This window comes from Curtobacterium uvaldense (assembly GCF_028307415.1).
Lineage (GTDB): Bacteria > Actinomycetota > Actinomycetes > Actinomycetales > Microbacteriaceae > Curtobacterium.
This window is the reverse complement of sequence record NZ_JAQMHU010000023.1, coordinates 17,215-37,320: the sequence shown is the minus strand read 5'-3', so window position 1 is coordinate 37,320 and position 20,106 is coordinate 17,215. Positions and strand designations below refer to the sequence as shown.

Here is a 20,106-nt window from a genome sequence, read left to right as displayed (position 1 = left end):
CCTGCGATCCTCGCGCATCGGCGCCGCTCAGCGCGCCCCCACCGGCGCGCGATCGTGCAGCTGCTCGACCGGGACGAAGTCGTCGTCCAGGCCGAAGCACGACGGCCCGAACACCGCGAGGGCCTCCGGTGTGCGCATGAGGTCGGGCGTCGACACCCCGATCACCCGGACGCGCTGGCCGTAGCGCAGGCGCTCCGTGGTGATCGGTTCCGCCGTCTCGGCGTCGAGCACACAGATCAGGTCCGGCACCACCGCGACGAGGCGACCGTCCCGTCGGGCGACGAGGTTCTCGTTCTGGAAGGCGATCTCGAGCTCCGACCCGTCGGCGCCCTGGACGACGGCCCGGCCCTTCGCGAACCCGTCGACCGTCCGGCGCTCGACGTCGACGACCTTGCCGTCGAACAGCTCGCGCAGGTGCGTGTAGATCGTCTGCCCGAACGCCTCGGCGAGCCCCTCGACGGGGTCGCGGTGCTCCTCGCGTGCCCGTCGGATCGCCCGACCGACCGCCAGCGCGAGCGAGAGCGTCCGCGGGACGGCGGTCTCCCGGACCTGGCGGCCGCTCATCGCGTACTCGGCGATGTACGCCACCCCGCCGAGGCGGATCGTGACGCCGCGGGCGAGCCACTCCATCTGCCGGTTGTCGTGCCCGGTGTCGATGACGACGCCGTGGCCGTTCTCGTCGCTGATCGCCAGCGGGGACCCGGGCACCCCGTACACCGAGAAGGTCTCCATCTGCAGCTCCGGGAACGCGCGCCCCATGCCGTCCGCGTCGACGACGGGCAGGCCGCCGGTCGCGCCGACGAGCAGCGGGATCATCGAGTTGATGCCGCCGCACTCGATCGGCATCGTGGCGGTGGCGGTCCGGCCGAGGTGCGCCTCGAGTCGGCGGAGGGCACCGAGCGGCTCCGGGCCGGCGGGCAGCCGCTCGAGCACCACGGTCGGGGCGCCCATCTGCGCGGTGGGGATGACGAGGGCGTCGTCCGGCACCTCGGACGGGTCGAGGACCGTCACCGGTCCGTGCTCCTCGATCGCCGCCTTGACGAGCAGCATGCCGATGAGCGGGTCGCCCCCGCCCCCGGTGCCGAGCAGTGCGGCGCCGCGCGCGAGGTCGGGCAGGTCGTCGACGTCGATGGTCCAGCTCATGCGTGTTCTCCCTCGCTGACGGTGCCGTCGTGGCGGACCGCCGGGGTGTCGTAGCCGAAGTACCGGGGTCCGGCGAGCGCGAGGCCCGCCGGGGTGTGCCAGCGCGGGTCGGCCGGTGCGGTGACGATCCGGACGCGTGCGCCGAAGCGCAGCCCCTCGGTGGTGATCGGTTCACCGGTCTCGGCGTCCAGGGTGACGATCAGGTCGGGGGTGGTGGTGCGGACCGACCCGGCCACCTCGACCAGCAGGTGCTCGTTCTGGAACCGGAGCACGGCCTCCAGGCCGGTGTCGCTGCCGGATCCGGCGATGCGGGCGGTCCCGCGGGCGAAGCCGGTGACGGTCTTCCGCTCCACGTCGGCGACCTTGCCCTCGAACACGACGGTCCCACCGAGCACCGCGGTGACCGCGGCCACGGGGTCCTCGTTCGCGGTGCGGGCGGCGACGAGTGCCTCGCCGATCGCGACGCTGAGCGAGAGGCTGCCGCGGACGTACGACTGCTTGAGCTCGGCGCCGGACATCGCGTACTGCGCGGTGATCGCGGAGCACCCCATCTCGACCGTCGCGGTGCGGGCGAGCCGTTCCGCCCAGCGGTTGTCGACGGTGTCGAAGACGGCGGTGTTGCCCTTCTCGTCGGCGAGTGCCATCGGCGTGGCGCTGATCCCCGACAGGGTCGGCAGGACCATCTGCACCTCGGGGAAGGCGCGGCCCATGCCGTCGCCGTCGACGAGCGGCAGGCCGAGTTCGGCCGCGGCGACGATCGGGCTGGTCGAGTTGACGCCGCCGACCTCGATGCACGCGACGTGCGTCGGGGTGACGCCGAGGTGGGTGGCCAGGCTGCGGATCGCCTCGGCGAACTGCGCGCCGGACGGCAGCTTCTCGACCATGACGGTCGGTGCGCCGATCATCGCGACGTTGAGCACGACGGCGTCGTCGGGCAGGTCCTCGACCTGCACGACCGGCACGGGGCCGTGCTCGCGGACCGCGGCCTCGGCCAGCAGTCGGCCGATGTAGGGGTCGCCACCACCGCCGGTACCGAGGACGGCGGCGCCGCGGGCGAGCGCGGAGCAGTCCTCGCCGATCTCGGTGAGGGGACGGACGGTGGTCGCCGACGGACGCGTGTCCACGCCGGGTGCCGTCGCCGTCGTCGTCATCGGACCAGCGCCCCGAGTGCGAGGTCGCCGACCGCCTTGGCGCGGATGCGCGTGGCGTTGCCGGGCAGGTACGGGATCGGGACCTCGTCGAAGTCGACGATCGCGACACTGGACGGATCGGCTCCGGCGGCGACGGCTCGGTCGACGGCCTCCTGGCGGGCCTCGTCGACCACGGCGGAACGCCTGCCGTCGCTGATCGCGTAGACCTTGTCGACCTCGCCGGACACCTGCGCGATGGCGGCGCCGATCGCGTTGGCGACCGAGTGGTGCTCCGGCCGGTGCACCGTGCCGAGCCCGGGCAGGGTGTCGGGCAGCAGGACGGACCCGCCACCGACGGCGACCACGGGCAGCGGGTCCGACGAGGTGCGCATGCGCTCCACGACGTCGGCGACGCGCTCGGCGATCACCGCGAGGGCCCGTTCGGCGACCTCGGCCGGCACACCGGCGACACGGGAGACGTCCCCGATGGCGCCACGGCCACCGCGGACGGCCACGTCGGTCGCGGTGAGGGTGTCGCCGCCGAAGACCAGGCCCTCCTGGGTGAGTCGGTAGCCGACCGAGTCCGGGCCGACCAGGGCGCCGTCCTCGCGGATGCGGGAGCCGCCCCCGATGCCGATCGACAGCACGTCGGGCATCCGGAAGTTCGTGCGGATGCCCGCGACCGCGACCTCACCGGTGGCCTCGCGCGGGAAGCCACCGGTCAGCACGCCGACGTCGCTCGTGGTGCCGCCGACGTCGACGACCGCGCAGGTGTCGAAGCCGGAGAGCACCGCGGCGCCGCGCATCGAGTTCGTCGGGCCCGAGGCGAACGTCGCGACCGGGTAGCGCCGGGCGTACTCGACGTCCATGAGCGTGCCGTCGTTCTGGCTGAGGAACAGGGGCGCGTCGATCCCGCTGCCGGCGACGGAGCCGGACAGGCCGTCGACGATGCGGTCGGCGAGCTCGCGGAGCGCCGCGTTGATGATGGTGGCGTTCTCGCGCTCGAGCAGCCCGATGCGTCCGATCTCGCTCGACAGCGAGAACGTGACGTCCGGTCCGAGCTCGGCGGCCATGATCGCCTGCGCCCGCTGCTCGAACTCGTCGTTGATCGGGGAGAACACCGACGAGATCGCGATCGAGCGGATCCCGGCGGCACCGATGGCCTCGGCGTGCCGCTTCAGCTCGTCCGGGTCCAGCTCGGAGATGACCCGGCCGTCGAACTCGTGGCCGCCGTGCGCCAGGAACGCCCGTCCCTGCACGGCGCCCACCAGGTGCTCGGGCCAGTCGGTGAAGGGCGGCAGCGACGCGGTCGCGGGCAGGCCGAGACGGACGGCCGCGGTCGGGGCGAGTCCCCGGGCCTCGACGAGCGCGTTGATGAAGTGCGTCGTACCGATCATCACGCCGTCGATGTCCGCCGAGGTGAAGTCGCGCTGCTCGCGCAGGCCGGCCAGGGCGGCGACGATGCCGGACGTGACGTCCTGGGTCGTCGACCGCTTCACGGCCGCGGCGACCGTGCTGCCGTCCATCAGGACGGCGTCCGTGTTCGTGCCGCCGACGTCGATGCCGATGCGCATGGGGTTCCCTTCGGGGTGGTGCTGTCGTGGTGCCGGTGGTGGTGCTGTCGTGGTGCCGGTGGTGGTGCTGTGGTGGTGCTGACGGAGTGTCGGGCCGACCGTGCCGTGTCCGGGTCAGGGGGCCACGGCACGGCCGGCGACGAGGTGGCGGTCGGCAGGGGGGCGCCGACCGCCGGCTTCAGGGCGCCGGTGCCGGCGCGGGTGCCGCCGCCGGGGCGTCGCTCGTCGTGCCGTCGCCGACCGCTGCCGGGGCGTCCTCGGTGCGGCTCACGCCGACCCCGCGGACCCATCCGGCCTTGCCTGCGATCACGTAGAGCACGAAGGCGATGACGACGGAGTTGATCGACGGGATGCCGATCGCGACGAAGTAGCCGACCAGTGCCGCGACCGCCCAGATGACGAGTGTCGCGGGGACCCACGTCGGACTCGTGGCCGGCAGGCCCTCGCTCTCGCTGAGTTCACGGCGCCAGCGCTGCACGACGAAGTACTCGGCGATCATGATCCCCGCGATCGGCGGGAACACGACACCGAGCACGATGAGGAAGGGGGTGAAGGCGTCGAGGAACCCGACGGCGGCCAGCACCGACCCGACGATGCCGAGCACGAGGGTGACGACACCACGGTTCACCTTCCTGCCGAACACCACGTCGATGAAGTTCGTGACGCCGAGGCTCGAGCTGTAGATGTTCCAGTCGTTGATCTTGAACGTGCCGAGCAGGATCACGAGGATGCCGACCCAGCCGACGCTCGACGTGATGACGCGGGTGATGTCGGACGACCCGACGGCGTGGGCGAGCAGGACGCCCGCGAGCCCGATGACGTACTCCCCCAGCGTGACGCCGAGCGCGGTCTGCTTGACGACGTCGCCGACCGAGCGGTTGAAGCGCGTCATGTCGGGCGTGATGACCGCGCCGACGATGAAGCCTCCGGCGACGAGGGTGGTGCCCGCGACGAAGCTCAGCTCCGGGCCGGCCGGGGCCTTCGCGGCGAGCTCGGCGATCGAGTGCTGGCTCAGCTCGACGACGACCGCCCAGCCCACCAGGACCAGGAACAGCGGCACCGTGATGTTGGCGAGCCACTGCATGGAGTGGAAGCCGCGGAGCACGATCGCGGTGACGAGCAGGCCGAACACGAGCGACCACGCCCACGCCGGCAGGACCGGCAGGATCGCGACGAGCCCGGCGGCGGAGACGCCGGACTGGATGCCGAACCACCCGATCAGGCTCAGGCCGATCGCCAGACCCACCAGTGCGGAGCCGGCCTTGCCGAACCCGGTCCACCGCGCGATCACGGAGGTGTTGAGGCCCTCGCGCATGCCGATGATGCCGACGAAGACCGACACGATCTCCAGGATCACGGCACCGAGGGTGATCGCCCAGAACGCCTCCCAGAAGCCCATGCCGAAGCCGAGCGTGGCGCCGAGCAGGAACTGGGACAGGGCGGAGATCTGCCCGAACCGCTGCACCGCGACCTGGAACCAGCCGTAGCGGGCGGAGGCGGGGACGCGGGACAGGGAGTGGTCGTCGACGACGACGGACGGGGCTGGTGGTGCTGACGCTGCACTGGCCATCGGGTGCTCCTGGGGGACGGGGAGCCGGTCGGGGCGACCGGGTTGCGGCAACCGTAGTGACGTGACGGGAGCGGGTACACGTGCACGATGTCGTTACCGGCAGGTGAACCGGTGCACTCTGCACAGCGTCGTCCCTGGGAGCGTCGGCTGGCGCTGACCGGCGTCGAACCCCGAACACGACGGAGGCCCGGGAACGACATGGGCCCGGGAACGACATGGGCCCGGGAACGACGAAGGCCCCGTCGCAGTGCGACGGGGCCTTCTCAGATGTGCGCTCGAAGGGACTCGAACCCCCAACCTTCTGATCCGTAGTCAGATGCTCTATCCATTGAGCTACGAGCGCATCCGGTCTTGCGACCGATGCTGGCCTTGCGGCCGTGGAAGACTCTACAACAGGTGCGGCGCGGAACGCCAATCGAGCCGCGCCGCACCGAGCCCTCGGCGTGTCGCGCCGTTCAGACCACGGTCGGCTCCTCGTCGAACACCTCGGCGAGGAACACCTGCAACGCCTGCCACGAGCGGCGGTCGGCGCGCTCCTGGTACTGCGCCCCGTGGTCCGGCGCATCGGTGCCCGGCACCGCGAACGCGTGCATCGCGCCGGCGTAGGTGGTGACCTGCCAGTCGACCGACGGCACCGCGCGCATCTCGTCCTGCCACTCGGCGACCGTCGTGTCCGGCACCATCGGGTCCGCTCCCCCGGTGAGCACGAGGAGCTTCGACCGGATCGCGGACGCGTCCGAGGGCTCGTGCACGATCAGGCCACCGTGGAAGGACACTGCGCCGGCGAGGTCCGCACCGGTGCGCGCGAGTTCGATCGCGCCGGAGCCGCCGAAGCAGTACCCCATCACGACGATGCGGGAGTGGTCGACGTCGGGGTCGTCGCGCAGCCGGTCGAGCCCCGCGGTCAGCCGGGCGCGGAACAGCGGCAGGTCCTGGTAGAACGAGCCCGCGACCTCGCCGGCGGTGTCGTCGCCGGGACGGACGCCCTCGCCGTAGACGTCCGCACCGAAGGCGACGTAGCCGAGACGGGCGAGCATCGTCACCCGGGCCTCGACGTGCTCGTTGACGCCGTGCCAGTCGTGGATCACGAGGACGGCGGGGCGGGGCCCCGACACGGCGTGGTCCTTCGCCAGCACACCGAGGAGCGCGGTGCCCTCGTGGTCGTAGCGGACGGGCTCGACGCGGACGTCGGAGCCGGCGGGGACGGGGACGGTGGACAGGACGTCGTCGGTGGTCTTCACGTCACCGGACGCTACGCCGCGCGACCGGCAGACGGACGGGAGGCGCGTGGCGGCCCCGCCACGCGCCTCCCGTCCGGCACCGCGCCTCCCGCCGACGCGACGTCAGCAGTCGATGTTGTCCCACCTGTCGGGACCGGCCGACCCGGCCGCGTACTCGTCGAGCGGCGCCTTCCCGTCGCGCCACGCACGCAGGAACGGCTCGACCACCTTCCACCCCTGCACCGCGCTGTCACCGCGCACCGACAGCGTCGCGTCGCCCTCGAGCACGCCGGCCAGGACCTCGCCGTAGGCGCTGAGCCGACCGGGGTTGAAGTTCACGGACAGCGCCGTGTGGTCGATCGTGTACGGGTCGCCGGGACCGTTGACGTTGAGCTCGAGCTGCATCTCGTCCGGGGCGATCCAGATCCGCAGCTTGTCCGGACGCTCGGCGCCGCTCAGCCCGTTCGGCACGTGCGGCGAGTCCTTGAAGGTGATGACGATCTCGCGACGCTGCTGCTCCAGCGCCTTGCCGGACCGCAGCGTGAAGGGCACGCCGGCCCAGCGCCAGTTCGCGACCTCGAGGGTGAGCTGCGCGAGGGTCTCGGTGCCGAGCGACGGGTCGACGCCGTCCTCGTCGACGTAGGACGGCAGCTCACGGTCCCCGATCGTGCCGGCGGTGTAGCGCGCACGCTTGCCCGCGGCGACGACGTCCTCGCCCCACGGCCGGACGGCGCGCAGGACGAGCTCCTTCTGCGTGCGGAGGTCGTCGGCGTCGATGGATGCAGGCGCCTCCATCGCGACGACGGCCATCACCTGCAGCAGGTGGCTCTGGATCATGTCGACCAGGGCACCGGCCTTGTCGTAGTAGCGCGCGCGGCCCTCCAGCCCGAGGGTCTCGTCGTAGACGATGTCGACGCGGTCGACGTGCGCCGACGACAGCAGCGGCTCGATGATGCGGTTCGCGAAGCGCAGCCCGAGCAGGTTGAGGACCGTGGAGCGGCCGAGGAAGTGGTCGACGCGGTGGATGCGCTCCTCGGGCAGGAACGAGTGCAGCAGGTCGTTGAGGTGCTCGGCGCTCTCGGCGTCGGTGCCGAACGGCTTCTCGAGCGCGAGCCGCGTGCCACCGGGCAGGTCGAGGTCCTTGAGGACGGCGCAGCTCTTCTCGGTCACGGCCGGCGGCAGCGCGAAGTAGATCGCCGGGTCGTGGTGGCACGCGTCGAGCAGGGCCCCCAGGTCGTCGGCGTCGGTGACGTCGGCCTTGCGGTAGGTCGAGGCCTCGATGACCTCGACGAGCCGCCGGCTGAGCTTCTCGCCGCCGTCGTGCGCGCCCTCGTCCTCCTCGTTCTTCGACGCCTGCGCGTTCTCGAAGGACGTGCGCACCTGCGCCTTCCAGTCGTCGTCCGAGATGTCCTCCACGCCGGCCCCGACGAGCTGGACGTCCCAGTCGTCCTTGACCTCGAGGAGGGTGGCGAGACCGGGCAGCAGCAGTCGCTTGGACAGGTCGCCGCTGGCTCCGAGGATGAGCAGGCTGGTCTGGAGGCTCGACATGCCCCCGACCGTACTCACGCGTTCCGGCGCGTGGCCGGGTTGCGTCGGTACGGTGGGGCGAGTCCGGCGCGAGGGAGCACCATGAGCAGTGGGTACGGAGGGCGACGCATCCGCGTCGCCGTGGTCGGCACCGGGATGATCGCGGGGGTGCACGCCCGTGCGGCACGGGCCGCGGGCGCCGAGGTCGTCGGGGTGCTCGGCCGGACGCCGGCCCGGTCGGAGCAGGTCGCCGCACAGCTCGACGTGCCCCGCGGCTACGCCTCACTCGACGAGGTGATCGCCGACGCCCCCGACGTCGTCCACGTCTGCACGCCGAACGACCAGCACCACCCGCAGTCGCTCGCGGTCGTCCGCGCCGGGATCAACGTCGTGTGCGAGAAGCCGCTCGCGATCAGCGCCGAGCAGGCCGCCGAGCTGGTCGCCGCAGCCGACGAGGCCGGCGTCGTCGCGACCGTGCCGTTCGTCTACCGGTACCACCCGGTCGTCCGGGAGATCCGCGCCCGCATCGCCGCCGGTGAGCTCGGCCGGTTGCTCGCCGTGCACGGCCACTACCTGCAGGACTGGATGCTCGACGAGGACGCCTCGAGCTGGCGGGTGGACGCCGGTGCCGGCGGGGTGTCCCGGGCCTTCGCGGACATCGGCTCGCACTGGTGCGACCTGGTCGAGTTCGTGACCGGCGACCCGTTCGCCGCGGTGAGCGCCGCGACCGACATCGTCTACCCGACCCGTCCGGCTGCCTCCGGGCCGTCGTTCTCCGGCTCGCCGGACCCCGACCCGGTGGCGGACGCCGGGCAGCGGGCCGAGGTCACCACGGAGGACACGGCCGTCGCGACCTTCCGCACCGGCACCGGGCGCATCGGCAACGTCGTCGTCTCGCAGGTCGCGGCCGGGCGGAAGAACCGGCTGTGGTTCGAGGTCGACGGCACCCTCGGGTCGGCGGCCTTCGACCAGGAGCAGCCCGAGGCGGCGTGGTTCGGCAACGAGCGCGGCGCCCAGATCGTGGTGCGCGACCCCTCGCTCGGGTTCCCCGACCAGCGTCGGCTGGCGGTCGTGCCGGCCGGGCACCCGCAGGGGTACCTCGACGCCTTCGCGGCGTTCGTCGCCGACACCTACGCGGCGGTCCGGGCGGAGGGCGACCGTTCGGCGTGGCCCGAGGGGCTCCCCACGTTCGCCGACGGTGCTCGTGCGGCGTCGGTCATCGAGGCCGTCGTCGCCAGCGCGGCCGACGGGACGTGGCGTCCCGTCGCCTGACGTCCCCCGGGCGACCTGAGCGTGTACAGGAACCGCCGAGCACGGTGGGTGCATGAGCACGACCGTGAGCGACTTCGTCATCGACCGCATCAAGGCATGGGGCGTCTCGCGCGTCTTCGGCTACCCCGGGGACGGGATCGGTGCGTTCGACGGGGCGCTCGGCAAGGCCGACGGCAGCGAGCGCGAGCTCGAGTACGTCCGCCCGACGCACGAGGAGATCGCCGCGCTGATGGCGACCGCGCACGCCAAGTTCACCGGCGAGGTCGGGGTCTGCGTCGCGACCTCGAGCCCCGGCGCGTTCCACCTGCTCAACGGGCTGTACGACGCGCAGATGGACAACCAGCCGGTCGTCGCGATCGTCGGGCAGCAGGGCCTGGCGTCGATCGGCACGTTCACGCAGCAGGAGTCGAACCTCGAGCGCGTGTTCGCCGACGTCGCCTGCTACGTGGAGACCGTCGCCACGCCGGACGCGGTCGGCGTCGTGGTCGACACGGCGTTCCGCACCGCGATGCTCCGCAAGCAGCCGGCGGTCGTCGTGCTCCCCCACGACGTGCAGGCGATGGCGTACGAGGCCCCGGCCGCCGAGCACTGGGTGTCCCGGTCGAGCGACGTCGCCCCCTCGACCCGGATCGTGCCGCCGCAGGACCAGATCGCGCGCTTCGCCGAGATCCTGAACGCCGGGGAGCGCGTGACGTTCCTCGTCGGAGCCGGCGCCCGTGGTGCCACGGACCTGGTGCTCGAGGCCGCAGAGAAGACCGGCGCCGGCATCATCACCGCGCTGCGCGGGAAGGACGTCGTGCCCTCCGACGTGCCGTACCACACGCAGCAGGTCGGGCTCCTCGGCTCGCGCCCGAGCCTGACCCAGATCAAGGAGTGCGACACGATCGTGCTCCTCGGCTCGAACTACCCCTACGGCGAGTACCTGCCCGCCTCCGGTCAGGCCCGCGGCGTGCAGGTCGACATCAAGCCCGAGCAGATGGGCCTGCGGTACCCGACCGAGCTCAACCTGTGGGGCGACGTCGGTGCGACGCTGCAGGCGGTCATGCCGCTGCTGCGCGACAAGCAGGACACCGCGTGGCAGGACAAGCTCGCCGGCGAGATGCGTGAGTGGGAGGCGGAGATGCACCGCCAGGCCGAGGTCGCGTACGACGACGGCGTCAACCCACGACGCGTCATCCGCGCCGTGAACGAGCGCCTGCCCGAGGGCGTCACGGTCACCTGCGACGCCGGGACCACCGCCGACTGGTACGGCCACCACATCCGACTGCGCCGCGGTATGCACGGCGACATGTCCGGACGGCTCGCGACGATGCTCGCGGCGATGCCCTACGCCGTCACGGCGAAGTTCGCCTTCCCGGACGCCCCGGCGGTCTGCACCATCGGCGACGGGGCCTTCCAGATGCTCGGCATGAACGAGCTCATCACGGTGAAGAAGTACATGGCCCAGTGGCCGAACCAGCAGCTCGTGATCGTGGTCATGCACAACGACGACCTCGGCCAGGTCTCGTGGGAGATGCGGACCGAGGACGGCAACCCGATGTGGTCCGGGTCGCAGGACGTCGAGTCGATGGACTACGCCGGGTACGCCCGGCTGCTCGGCTTCGAGGGCATCGCGGTGCACGGTGACGACGAGGTCGAGGCAGCCGTGGAGCGGGCGTTCGCCAACCCCGGGGTCACCCTCATCGACGCCTACGTCAGCCGCAACGTGCCGCCGCTGCCGCCGCACATCACCGCCGAGTACGCGGTGAACACCGCGAAGAGCCTGCTCAAGGGCGACCCGGCGGAGATCGGCGTCATCAAGGACTCGGCGAAGGCCATGGCTGCCGAGGCCGTCGAGCGGGTGAAGGGCGCGCTGGGCCGGGACTGACGCCGATCCCGCCGTGGTTGTCCCCCGAACGGGAGGAACGTCCCCCGTGGTGTGAACACCACGTGACGTGTTGCGGCAACCCCTGGCGCGTCGGCTGTGGGAGTTCATAGGTTCTTGCGGTGATGAACGCTCACACTCCCCCGCGTCGCCGGCGCCTGGCCGGGGCCTCCGCCCTGGTCGCCGCCGGCGTCCTCACCGCCCTGACCGTCCCGTCCGCCGCCCTCGCCGCCGAGGGCGACACCACGATCGACCTCTACAACGTCAACGACTTCCACGGCCGAATCGCGCAGTCGATCTCGAAGGACTCCGCCGGTGCTCCGGCACCGCGGGACGGCGACGCCGCCGGTGCCGCGACCCTCGCCGGTGCACTCGAGCAGCTCCGGGGTGCCGATCCCTCGACGTCCGCCTTCGTCAGCTCCGGCGACAACATCGGCGGCTCGACGTTCGAGTCCTTCATCCAGGACGACCAGCCCACCATCGACGTCCTCAACCAGATGGACCTGTCGGTCAGCGCCATCGGCAACCACGAGCTCGACAAGGGCCAGGACGACCTGCGCGACCGCGTGATCGGCGGCCAGGGCGAGGGCGTCCGCGCGGCGCAGTGGGACTACGTCTCCGCGAACATCCTCGACTCGACCACGGGCGAACCCGCGTTCCAGCCGTACTCGATCCAGGAGATCAGCGGCAAGCGCGTCGGGTTCATCGGCGCGACGGTCGACCTCGTCGGCCAGGGCCTCGTCGCTCCGGACGGCATCGCCGGACTGGAGATGGGCGACATCACGACCGAGGTGAACAAGGTCGCGGCGCAGCTCACCGACGGTGACACGGCGAACGACGAGGCCGACGTGCTCGTCCTCCTCGTGCACGACGGCGCCGAGTCCCCCGCCGAGGTCGCGCCCGGCGACGACTCCGACTTCGCGCGCGCGGTCCACGGCGTCACGCCGAAGGTCTCGGCGATCCTGTCCGCCCACACGCACCAGACGTACGCCTACTCGGTCGTCCCGACCGGCGGTACCGTCGCCCGCCCCGTGATCCAGACCGGCTCGTACGGCTTCAACCTCGGTCACGTCGAGCTCACGGTCGCCGCGGACGGCACGGTGACCGCGGCGACGCCCGAGAACCTGCGCCTGGTCGACGGCACGTACACGCCCGACCCCGCCGTGCAGACCACGGTCGACGCCGCCGTGCAGGAAGCCGACCGCCTCGGCGCCGTCGAGCTGGGCACGGTGGACCGCGACCTGCAGCGCGCCGTGCAGTCGAACGGGTCGGAGAACCGCGGCGGCGAGTCCACCCTCGGCAACTTCGTCGCCGAGGTGCAGCGTGACCAGACGCAGCGCCAGGGCTCGCAGATCGCCTTCATGAACCCGGGCGGTCTCCGCGCGGACATCGCCTCCGGCGCGGTGACGTACAAGGAAGCGGCGGTCGTCCAGCCCTTCGCGAACACGCTCGTCGTGCTCGACCTGACCGGCGACCAGATCCGGCGGGCGCTCGAGCAGCAGTGGCAGCCGTCGACCGCGAGCCGCCCCTTCCTCAAGCTCGGCGTCTCCGAGGGCTTCAGCTACACCTACGACCCGCTGGCCACGGCCGGCGAGCGCATCACGGGCATGACCCTCGACGGTGACCCGATCGCGTCCGACCGCACCTACAAGGTCACGGTGAACTCGTTCCTCGCGACCGGCGGAGACAACTTCGCCGCCTTCAAGGACGCCGCCGCGAAGCAGGACAGCGGCATGGTCGACCTCGAGGCGCAGGTCCAGTACTTCCGAGCACGCCCGACCGTCGCGGTCCAGGAGGACCAGCGGGCCGTCGGCGTCCGGGTCTCCGAGGCACCTGCCGGCGGCTTCGGCCCCGGCGACGACGTCCGCATCGACCTGTCGTCCCTGACCTTCAGCAACGCGGCCGACCAGGGCGGCACCGTCTCGGTCAGCGCCGGTGGTCAGGAGCTCGCGTCCGCCGAGGTCGACACGACGGTCGTCGACACCACCGACGAGCAGGGTCGCGCGACCCTCGCGTTCACCGTGCCGGGCACGCCTGCCGCGGACACGGAGCCGACGGCCGTTCCGACCGCTGCTGCCCGCGCCGCCGCCCCGACCGCGACGACCGACCAGCCGCTCGTCCTCACCCTGCCGAACGGGCAGACCGTGACCCTCGCCGTGACGGTCCCGGTCGAGACGGCCGTCGAGCCGGAGCCGGGCACCGGCGAGCCGACCGACCCGGGTACCCCCGGTCCCGGCCTGCCGGGCAGCGGCGACACCGACGGCGACGGCAGCGCGGGCGGTGCCGACGGCGCGGGCACCGGTGTCGTGGACGCCGACCGACCGGACGCCGCTCGCGGCGACCTGGCGTTCACCGGCGCCGACCTGGTGTTCCCGGGCATCGCCGCCGGCGTCCTGCTGCTCGCCGGCGCCGTGGCGCTGGTGCTCGCACGCCGGAAGCGCGCCGTCGAGGACGGGCCGGTCCTGACGGACTGACACCGCGCCTCCCGGCCGACGACGCGACGGGCCGTCCCACCTGGTGGGGCGGCCCGTTCCGCTGTCCGATCCCAGAACGGGACTGCTCAGGGGCAGTCCCGCGAGGTACGCTCCCCCTGTCGCATCGCGATGCGTCGCGCCGGGTCGTCCCCCCAGGGGGCGGGCGGTGGTTCCGTCCGCCGGACTCCGCGGCGCGGGTGCTCTCCGTCTCCAGGGAAACGACGGAGGGCACCCACCTCGACTCCCGCCGGGGTCAGTGGAAGAGCTGCTCCCCGATGTACGAGCCCTTGCGGGGTGCCGGCGGCACGGCGAACACCCCGGACCCGATGTGCGACACGTACTCGTTCAGGCGGTCGGACGCACCGAGCTTCCGCTGCAGCCGCGTGACGTGCTCCGGGTCGTTCACGTACGCCGCGAAGAGCAGGCCGGCGTCGAGCTGCCCGTACTGGTTCAGCCCGTCGGTGTAGTTGTACCCGCGGCGCAGGATCTTCACGCCGCCGTTGTTCTCGTGCGCCGCGAGGGCGACGTGGGAGCGCGGGTCGATCGCGGTCCCGCCGTCCGCGTCGGTGCCGTGCGGCGCCCGGGCGTGGAAGTCCGGCGTCGTGTGCTCCGACCCGCCGGAGAGCGGCGCGCCCTCGACCTTCGTCCGGCCGAACACCCGCTGCTGGTCGGAGACGACGTCGGCGTCCCAGGTCTCCAGGTTCATGCGGATCTTCCGCACCACCTGGTACGTGCCACCGGCCATCCAGTCGGCTCCGCGGTCGAGCCACACGAACCGGTCGTACTCGTCGTCCGTCGTGACGTTCCGCGTCCCGTCCTTGAACCCCATCAGGTTGCGCGGCGTCGACTGCGTCGGACCGGCCGAGGCGCGGCCGAACCCGATCACGGTCCACCGCACGGTCGCGGTGCCGCGGGCCATCCGGGCCAGGTCGCGGACCGCGTGGTACGCCACCTGCGGGTCGTCGGCGCAGGCCTGCAGCGACAGGTCGCCGCCGGTCAGCTGCGCGTCCAGGTCGTCGCTCGGCAGCGGCGGGATCGCGGCCAGGTGCGCCGGACGCTTCGCGGCGAGGCCGAAGCGCTCGTCGAAGACGCCGGGCCCGAGCCCGACGGTGACGGTCAGTGACGCCGGGCCGAGGTCGAGCGCCTCGCCCGTGTCCGCTCCCACACCGTCGCCGTGGACGGGTTCGACGCTGCCGATCGTCCGGCCGGCCTGCAGCTGCGCGATCGCGGCCGACCAGCGGGCGAGCAGGACCTGGAGTTCGGTCGCGGTGGACGCCGTCAGGTCGAACACCATGAAGACGCAGTGCCGCTGCGGCGTCGTGCGGATCCCGCCCTGCGGCTGCCGGGCGGCGGTCGCGTAGAACGGGACCGACTGCGACAGGTCGACGGACTCGTCGCCGTTCGCGGCCGCGGTGAACGGGTCGACGCCAGTGGCGGCGGCCGACCCGGCGACACCCGCGACGGCACCCACGCCCGCACCGGCGGCCGCGAGCCCGGCACCGATCAGCCCGCGGCGGGAGAAGCGGGAGTCGTTCACGCCGTCGCGACCTTCTCGGCCAGGCGCGAGAGCGGGTCCTGCAGCGCCTGGACCTGCTGCGAGATGCGGTTGGCGTCCTTCGCCTTCGCGGCGGTGTCCCACGTGGCGAAGCCGCCGAGGGAGTCCGCGTCGCGGAAGCCGTCCATCAGTGTGTTCGTCGTGTCGAACTGCGTGGCGATCTGCTTCGTCAGCGCCGGGTCGACCTTCGTCAGGCCGGGCTTGAGGTACGCGAAGGCCTGTCGGGCACCCTCGACGTTCGCGGCGAGGTCGACGAGGTCGATGTGGCTGTACGCCTCCTCCTCGCCCGTGATCTTGTTCGACTGGACCTCCTCGAGCAGCCCGGCCGCGCCGTTCGCCAGGTCCTCGGGCTTGTACTCGATCGACGGCACGCGCTTCGCGAGGAGCTCGACGTCGGCGGTCAGTGCGGCCGCGGTCTCCTTCGTCGACGCGGTGATCGCGCCGGCCTGGAACAGGTCCTTCTCGACGGCGTGGAAGCCGCTCCAGCCGACGGCGTCGTCGAGGTTCGACGCGCGCATGTCGATCAGGTAGTCGAGGTTGCCGGCGTTGTCGGTGGCCGAGAACCCCTTCTTGACGAAGCCGTCGACGTCGCTCTCGACGTGCTCGTAGAACGGACGGGCCGCCGCGTAGTCGCGCTTCGCCGCGTCGAGGTCGCCGGCGTCCACGTCGTGCTGCAGCTGCTGCACGGCCGCCACCATGTCGGTGACCTGGCCGTCGACGTAGGTCGCGTAGCCCTTCGCTCCGTCGGCGAGCAGGGTGGCCGCGCTGCTGTTCGCGGTCGACGCAGCCTTGCCGGTCACGGTGAGGTCGGTGAGCTCGTGCTCGGCACCCGGGCAGTAGACCTGGTACTCCCCACCGCTCAGCGTGGCGGTGAAGCGGACGGCGTCGAGCCCCGGGGCGAGGTTCTCCTTCTCGCCGAGGATGCGCTGGTCCTGCAGGAGCTCCACCTCGGTGATGGCGGTGGACGACTCGTTGTGCACCGTGAACGTGACGGGGCCCGCGGGGACCTTCGTGGTCGACACGGCGCAGGCGTCGGAGCCGTCGTTCGTCAGGGTGATGGTGACACGGGAGAGCTTCCCGGTGCTGATCGAGCTGTCGTCGGCGGGCGACCCCGTCGAGCAGCCGGACAGGGCGAGGGCGGTGACGGTGCCGAGCGCACCGAGGACGATCAGGGGGCGGGCGGCCAGGGGGTGGGCGGCGCGGGGGCGGGCGGTCCTACCGAACGGCATGGTCGAGGCTCCTTGCAGGGACGTCGGCGGGCGGTCCGCGCGACGGGTCGGTTCCGGGGGTGGTGGTCGGTGGGGCGACGGCGCGCCGACGGTCGCGGAGGGCGAGCAACGCCTGTGCGGCGGCGGCGACGGCGAGCGCGATCGGCAGCCAGGTGCTCCAGAGCCGCAGCTCGGCAGCGCGGGTGTGCGCCGCGGCCAGGTCCGCGGCCGCGCGGTCGACGCGGTCGGTCGGCACCGCCCACACCGTGCGTTCCAGCGTGGTGGTCCGGGCGGCCGGGAGGCCCCCACCGCGCAGTGTGAGCACGTCGCGTTCCGAGCGGGTCGCGTCCAGGACACCCCCACCGACGGTGGTCAGGGTGACGGTCTCGCGGACGGACCAGCGGGCCGTGAACGGCCCGGGGTCCGTGCTCGGCGAGATGCCGACGGGGACCCGGCCGAAGAGGCCGACGAGGTCGTCGAGCGTCAGCGAGGTGGGGCGGCCGGCGACCGGGACGTCCTCGGTGACCTGCCAGCGGTCGGCGGCGACGCCGGAGCGGGTCACGCGGCGGTGGGCCGACGCGGGGAGGGTGCGTCGTGCCTCCCGGCCGGTGCCGGAGACGCGCAGGACTGCTGCCGGACCGTCGACGTCCGCCGTGACGGACCGTGCGTCACCGGTGACCGCCGTCGTGCGCGGCAGGTCGACGTCCGTGCTCGGGACGACCAGGGCGAGGACGACGGCCGTGGCCGCGAGCCCGGCGGCGACCGCCGCGCGGACCACCGGGACGCGGGCCGGCGACGGACGCCAGCGGCGCGGCCAGACCGCGACGGCGAGGACGGGCACGACGTAGAGGAACCAGCCGAGCACCTCGATGACGCGCGGATCGGCGGGGATCCCGAGGACGCCGGTGACGAGGGCGCCGCGGAGCGACCCGTTGGGGGCGAGCCACCCGAGGTCGACCGTGCGCTGCTGGCCGATGACGAGCCACCCGGCCTCGTGCGCGTGCCGCAGTGCGGTGAGCACGAGGCCGCCGGCGACGAAGACGAGGAAGACGCCGGTACCGGTGAAGAACCGGCCGAGGTCGAGGCGGACCCCGCCGGTGTAGATGCCGTACCCGACCGCCACCGCGACCGCGATGCCGATCACGGCACCGACGGCTGCCGTGCCGGTGTCCGACGACGCCTGGAAGGTCGCGAGGAGGAAGACCGAGGTCTCGAACCCTTCCTTGAGGACCGCGAGGAACGCCATGCCCGCCAGCGCCCAGGCGGTCCCCCGTCCGAGCGCCGCCGACGCACTGGCCTGCAGGTCCCGCGACAGCGTGCGCGCGTGCGTGCGCATCCAGACGATCATCCCGGTGACGAAGACCACGGCGACGGCTCCGATGACCGTCTCCATGCCCTCCTGCTGGGCCTGGGGCAGTGCCTGCTCGACGAGCTGCAGGCCGAAGCCGACGGCGATGCTCAGCGCGACGGCGAGCCCGACGCCGGCCCACATCGGGGCGAGAGGCGCGCGGTTGCGACGGAGGAACGCGGCGATGATGCCGACGATGAGCGTCGCTTCGAGGCCTTCGCGGAGGCCGATGACGAGGGTGGCGATCATGGCGAAGGTGAGGCTAACCTAACCAGCGCTCGGCCCGCCACTCCGGCGACGTGGGGTTTGATTGTTCTCATGAACGTGCTGACCCCGGAGGCCCTGGCGTCGGTCACCAACGTGCTCGACCTCGCCGGCGTGTTCGCCTCGGCACTGCTGGGCGGCTCGCTCGCACGCACGATGGACTTCGACCTGTTCGGCTTCCTCGTCGTCGGCTTCGTCTCCGGCCTCGGCGGCGGCATGCTCCGCGACACCCTGCTGCAGAACGGGCCGCCCGTCGCGCTCGTCGACCCGCTCTACCTGCCCGTGGCGATCGCCGGCGCTCTGGTCGCGTTCTTCGTGTCGTTCTCGGAGCTCACCTGGGACCGACTGTTCACCGTGCTGGACGCCGCCGTCATCGGCTTCTGGTCCGTGGTCGGGGTCCAGCGGACCTTCGACGCCGGTCTCGGCTGGCCCGCCGCGATCATCATGGGCACCATCACCGCGGTCGGCGGCGGGGCGATGCGCGACCTGCTGCTCCGACGCGTGCCCGCGGTGTTCGGCGGGAACGCGCTCTACGCCACCGTGGCCGTCGCCGCGTCCGCGGTGATGGTGGTCGCCTCGTACCTCGGATCGCCGTCGATCGGCATCATCGCCGCGATCGTGCTGTCGCTCGGGCTCCGGTACGGGGCCGTCAAGCGCGGCTGGGGGCTGCCGAACGGTCGCGAGTGGCAGCCGAAGTCGACGCTCGGCGCACTGCTGCAGCGCGGGCGACGGCTGCGCCCCGACGCGATCCGGCTGCTCCGTCGACCCGGACGCCGAACCGGCGACGGGGCCGTCCGCAGCGACCGGGACACACCCGACGGCGTCTGACGAGCCGCGGTCGGCGTTCCGTCAGCGCCCGTCAGCACCCCGGCCGGTGCCTCGGTCAGCGCCTCGGTCAGCGCCTCTGCCCGGGCTCCGGTCGGTACCCGGGCACGGCGGTGGCCCACCGTCCGGACGACGCACGACCCCGTCGCTGCAGCGGCCTGCCGCGGTACGATCGCTCCCGCCGGGTACCGACCCGGTGACCACCGTCCTCGACGCACCGACACGACCCGAACGTGGCGGTCCACCGAGCGACGGGGCCGGGGGCTTCGCTGGTGCCGCGCGTGATCACGACGCGCGGCGCGGCAGGTCTCCGAGGGTCGCACCGGACCGGGTGCGGCACGGCCCGTGCGCCACCGACGCGCGGGGATCGACAGGACGGCGCACCACCGTCCACGACGACGATCACGGACCAGGACCCATGCGCGACGACGCTTCCTCCCCCAACCCCCGGACACCCCGCGCCGAGGTGCGCGAACGACTGCTCGTCGCCGGAGCCGACGTCTTCGCCGAGTCCGGCGTGCACGGCGCCCGGCTCGACGACGTGGCCGCTCGCGCCGGCTTCAGCAAGGGCGCCGTCTACTCGAACTTCACGTCGAAGCAGGACCTCGTCGCCCAGGTCATGCAGCGCTCGACGAACCGGATCCTCGCCGCGCTCCAGGAGGTCGTCCACGAGGACGTCGCCGCCGCGAGCATCGCCGAGGTCGTCCGGGCGGCGTTCGGGCGGTACGACCAGGGTCGGCAGTTCGCCCTCGTCTCGGAGCTCCGGGGGTACGCACTCCGCGACCCGGAGTTCATGCCCGAGTTCGTCCGGCAGCGGCGCGAGCTGCAGGACGGCGTGCTCGACCTGGTCCGGTCGTGGTTCGGGGCGCACCCCGAGGTCGAGCCGGGCATGCCGCTCGAGGACTTCGCCACGCTGCTCATCGGCGCGAACACCGGGATCGTGTTCGACGGGCCGGCCCTGCCCGGGGTGAACCCCGGCGACGTCATCGCGAGCCTGGTCGACGCGGTCGTGCGCCCGCGTCGCTGACGCGGCCGCGGCGGCGGCGCCGCCGCATGCGCGCCGGCGCGGCAGGGCGCATGCGCCCGGCGCGGCGGGGCGCGAGCAGCCGTCCGCACAACCGGAAGCACGTCG

Annotated in this window: 14 protein-coding genes and 1 tRNA gene; 5 read left to right on the top strand and 10 right to left on the bottom strand. The window is 72.6% G+C overall.

The annotated features are described in order from the left end of the window. Nucleotides 1–27: 27 nt before the first annotated feature. The 7 genes from PIJ49_RS12950 to PIJ49_RS12920 form a co-directional block, all read right to left on the bottom strand. Nucleotides 28–1,143, bottom strand: coding sequence for an S-methyl thiohydantoin desulfurase family protein (locus PIJ49_RS12950; protein WP_251160301.1), 1,116 nt, complete (start codon nucleotides 1,141–1,143; stop codon nucleotides 28–30). Then, nucleotides 1,140–2,294, bottom strand: coding sequence for an S-methyl thiohydantoin desulfurase family protein (locus PIJ49_RS12945; protein ID WP_442874638.1), 1,155 nt, complete (start codon nucleotides 2,292–2,294; stop codon nucleotides 1,140–1,142). Before PIJ49_RS12945 ends, PIJ49_RS12950 begins: the two co-directional genes overlap by 4 nt. Continuing rightward, nucleotides 2,291–3,847, bottom strand: a complete 1,557-nt coding sequence (locus tag PIJ49_RS12940) for a hydantoinase/oxoprolinase N-terminal domain-containing protein (RefSeq protein ID WP_271826773.1) — start codon at nucleotides 3,845–3,847, stop codon at nucleotides 2,291–2,293. The genes PIJ49_RS12945 and PIJ49_RS12940 overlap by 4 nt, the downstream gene beginning before the upstream one ends. A gap of 178 nt (nucleotides 3,848–4,025) precedes the next feature. Further along, entirely contained in the window at nucleotides 4,026–5,417 is a 1,392-nt protein-coding gene (locus tag PIJ49_RS12935) for a purine-cytosine permease family protein (protein ID WP_209685636.1), read from the bottom strand. Between the two features lie 270 nt (nucleotides 5,418–5,687). Beyond that, nucleotides 5,688–5,760 (bottom strand) — tRNA-Arg (locus tag PIJ49_RS12930). A 112-nt stretch (nucleotides 5,761–5,872) separates the two neighbouring features. Beyond that, entirely contained in the window at nucleotides 5,873–6,658 is a 786-nt protein-coding gene (locus PIJ49_RS12925; RefSeq protein ID WP_271826772.1) for a dienelactone hydrolase family protein, read from the bottom strand. A gap of 102 nt (nucleotides 6,659–6,760) precedes the next feature. After that, nucleotides 6,761–8,185, bottom strand: a complete 1,425-nt coding sequence (locus tag PIJ49_RS12920; RefSeq protein WP_271826771.1) for a glucose-6-phosphate dehydrogenase — start codon at nucleotides 8,183–8,185, stop codon at nucleotides 6,761–6,763. Nucleotides 8,186–8,266: 81 nt separating this feature from the next. Between PIJ49_RS12920 and PIJ49_RS12915 the strand changes: the two genes are divergently transcribed. The 3 genes from PIJ49_RS12915 (at nucleotide 8,267) to PIJ49_RS12905 (ending at nucleotide 13,774) form a co-directional block, all read left to right on the top strand. Further along, nucleotides 8,267–9,436 carry a Gfo/Idh/MocA family protein gene (locus PIJ49_RS12915; protein WP_066655782.1) on the top strand — a complete coding sequence of 390 codons (1,170 nt, stop codon included), beginning with the start codon at nucleotides 8,267–8,269 and terminating at the stop codon, nucleotides 9,434–9,436. Nucleotides 9,437–9,488: 52 nt separating this feature from the next. Continuing rightward, a complete protein-coding gene (locus tag PIJ49_RS12910) occupies nucleotides 9,489–11,303 on the top strand; it encodes a thiamine pyrophosphate-requiring protein (RefSeq protein WP_271826770.1) in 1,815 nt (604 codons plus the stop codon). A gap of 122 nt (nucleotides 11,304–11,425) precedes the next feature. Further along, entirely contained in the window at nucleotides 11,426–13,774 is a 2,349-nt protein-coding gene (locus PIJ49_RS12905) for a bifunctional metallophosphatase/5'-nucleotidase (RefSeq protein ID WP_271826768.1), read from the top strand. Between the two features lie 253 nt (nucleotides 13,775–14,027). On the opposite strand, the gene PIJ49_RS12900 is transcribed toward PIJ49_RS12905, so the two are convergent. From PIJ49_RS12900 to efeU, 3 genes are read right to left on the bottom strand one after another with little or no spacing between them, the layout of a single operon-like run. Further along, nucleotides 14,028–15,311, bottom strand: coding sequence for a Dyp-type peroxidase (locus tag PIJ49_RS12900; RefSeq protein WP_209685628.1), 1,284 nt, complete (start codon nucleotides 15,309–15,311; stop codon nucleotides 14,028–14,030). Further along, nucleotides 15,308–16,558 carry an iron uptake system protein EfeO gene (gene efeO / locus PIJ49_RS12895; RefSeq protein ID WP_209685626.1) on the bottom strand — a complete coding sequence of 417 codons (1,251 nt, stop codon included), beginning with the start codon at nucleotides 16,556–16,558 and terminating at the stop codon, nucleotides 15,308–15,310. Before efeO ends, PIJ49_RS12900 begins: the two co-directional genes overlap by 4 nt. Continuing rightward, complete coding sequence (efeU, locus tag PIJ49_RS12890) at nucleotides 16,545–18,134, bottom strand: iron uptake transporter permease EfeU (protein ID WP_209685624.1); 1,590 nt, start codon at nucleotides 18,132–18,134, stop codon at nucleotides 16,545–16,547. The genes efeO and efeU overlap by 14 nt, the downstream gene beginning before the upstream one ends. Before the next feature lie 69 nt (nucleotides 18,135–18,203). Between efeU and PIJ49_RS12885 the strand changes: the two genes are divergently transcribed. Both PIJ49_RS12885 and PIJ49_RS12880 read left to right on the top strand, forming a co-directional pair. After that, a complete protein-coding gene (locus tag PIJ49_RS12885; RefSeq protein WP_066655795.1) occupies nucleotides 18,204–18,977 on the top strand; it encodes a trimeric intracellular cation channel family protein in 774 nt (257 codons plus the stop codon). A 415-nt stretch (nucleotides 18,978–19,392) separates the two neighbouring features. After that, entirely contained in the window at nucleotides 19,393–20,001 is a 609-nt protein-coding gene (locus tag PIJ49_RS12880) for a TetR/AcrR family transcriptional regulator (RefSeq protein ID WP_209685623.1), read from the top strand. The last annotated feature ends 105 nt before the right edge of the window (nucleotides 20,002–20,106 follow it).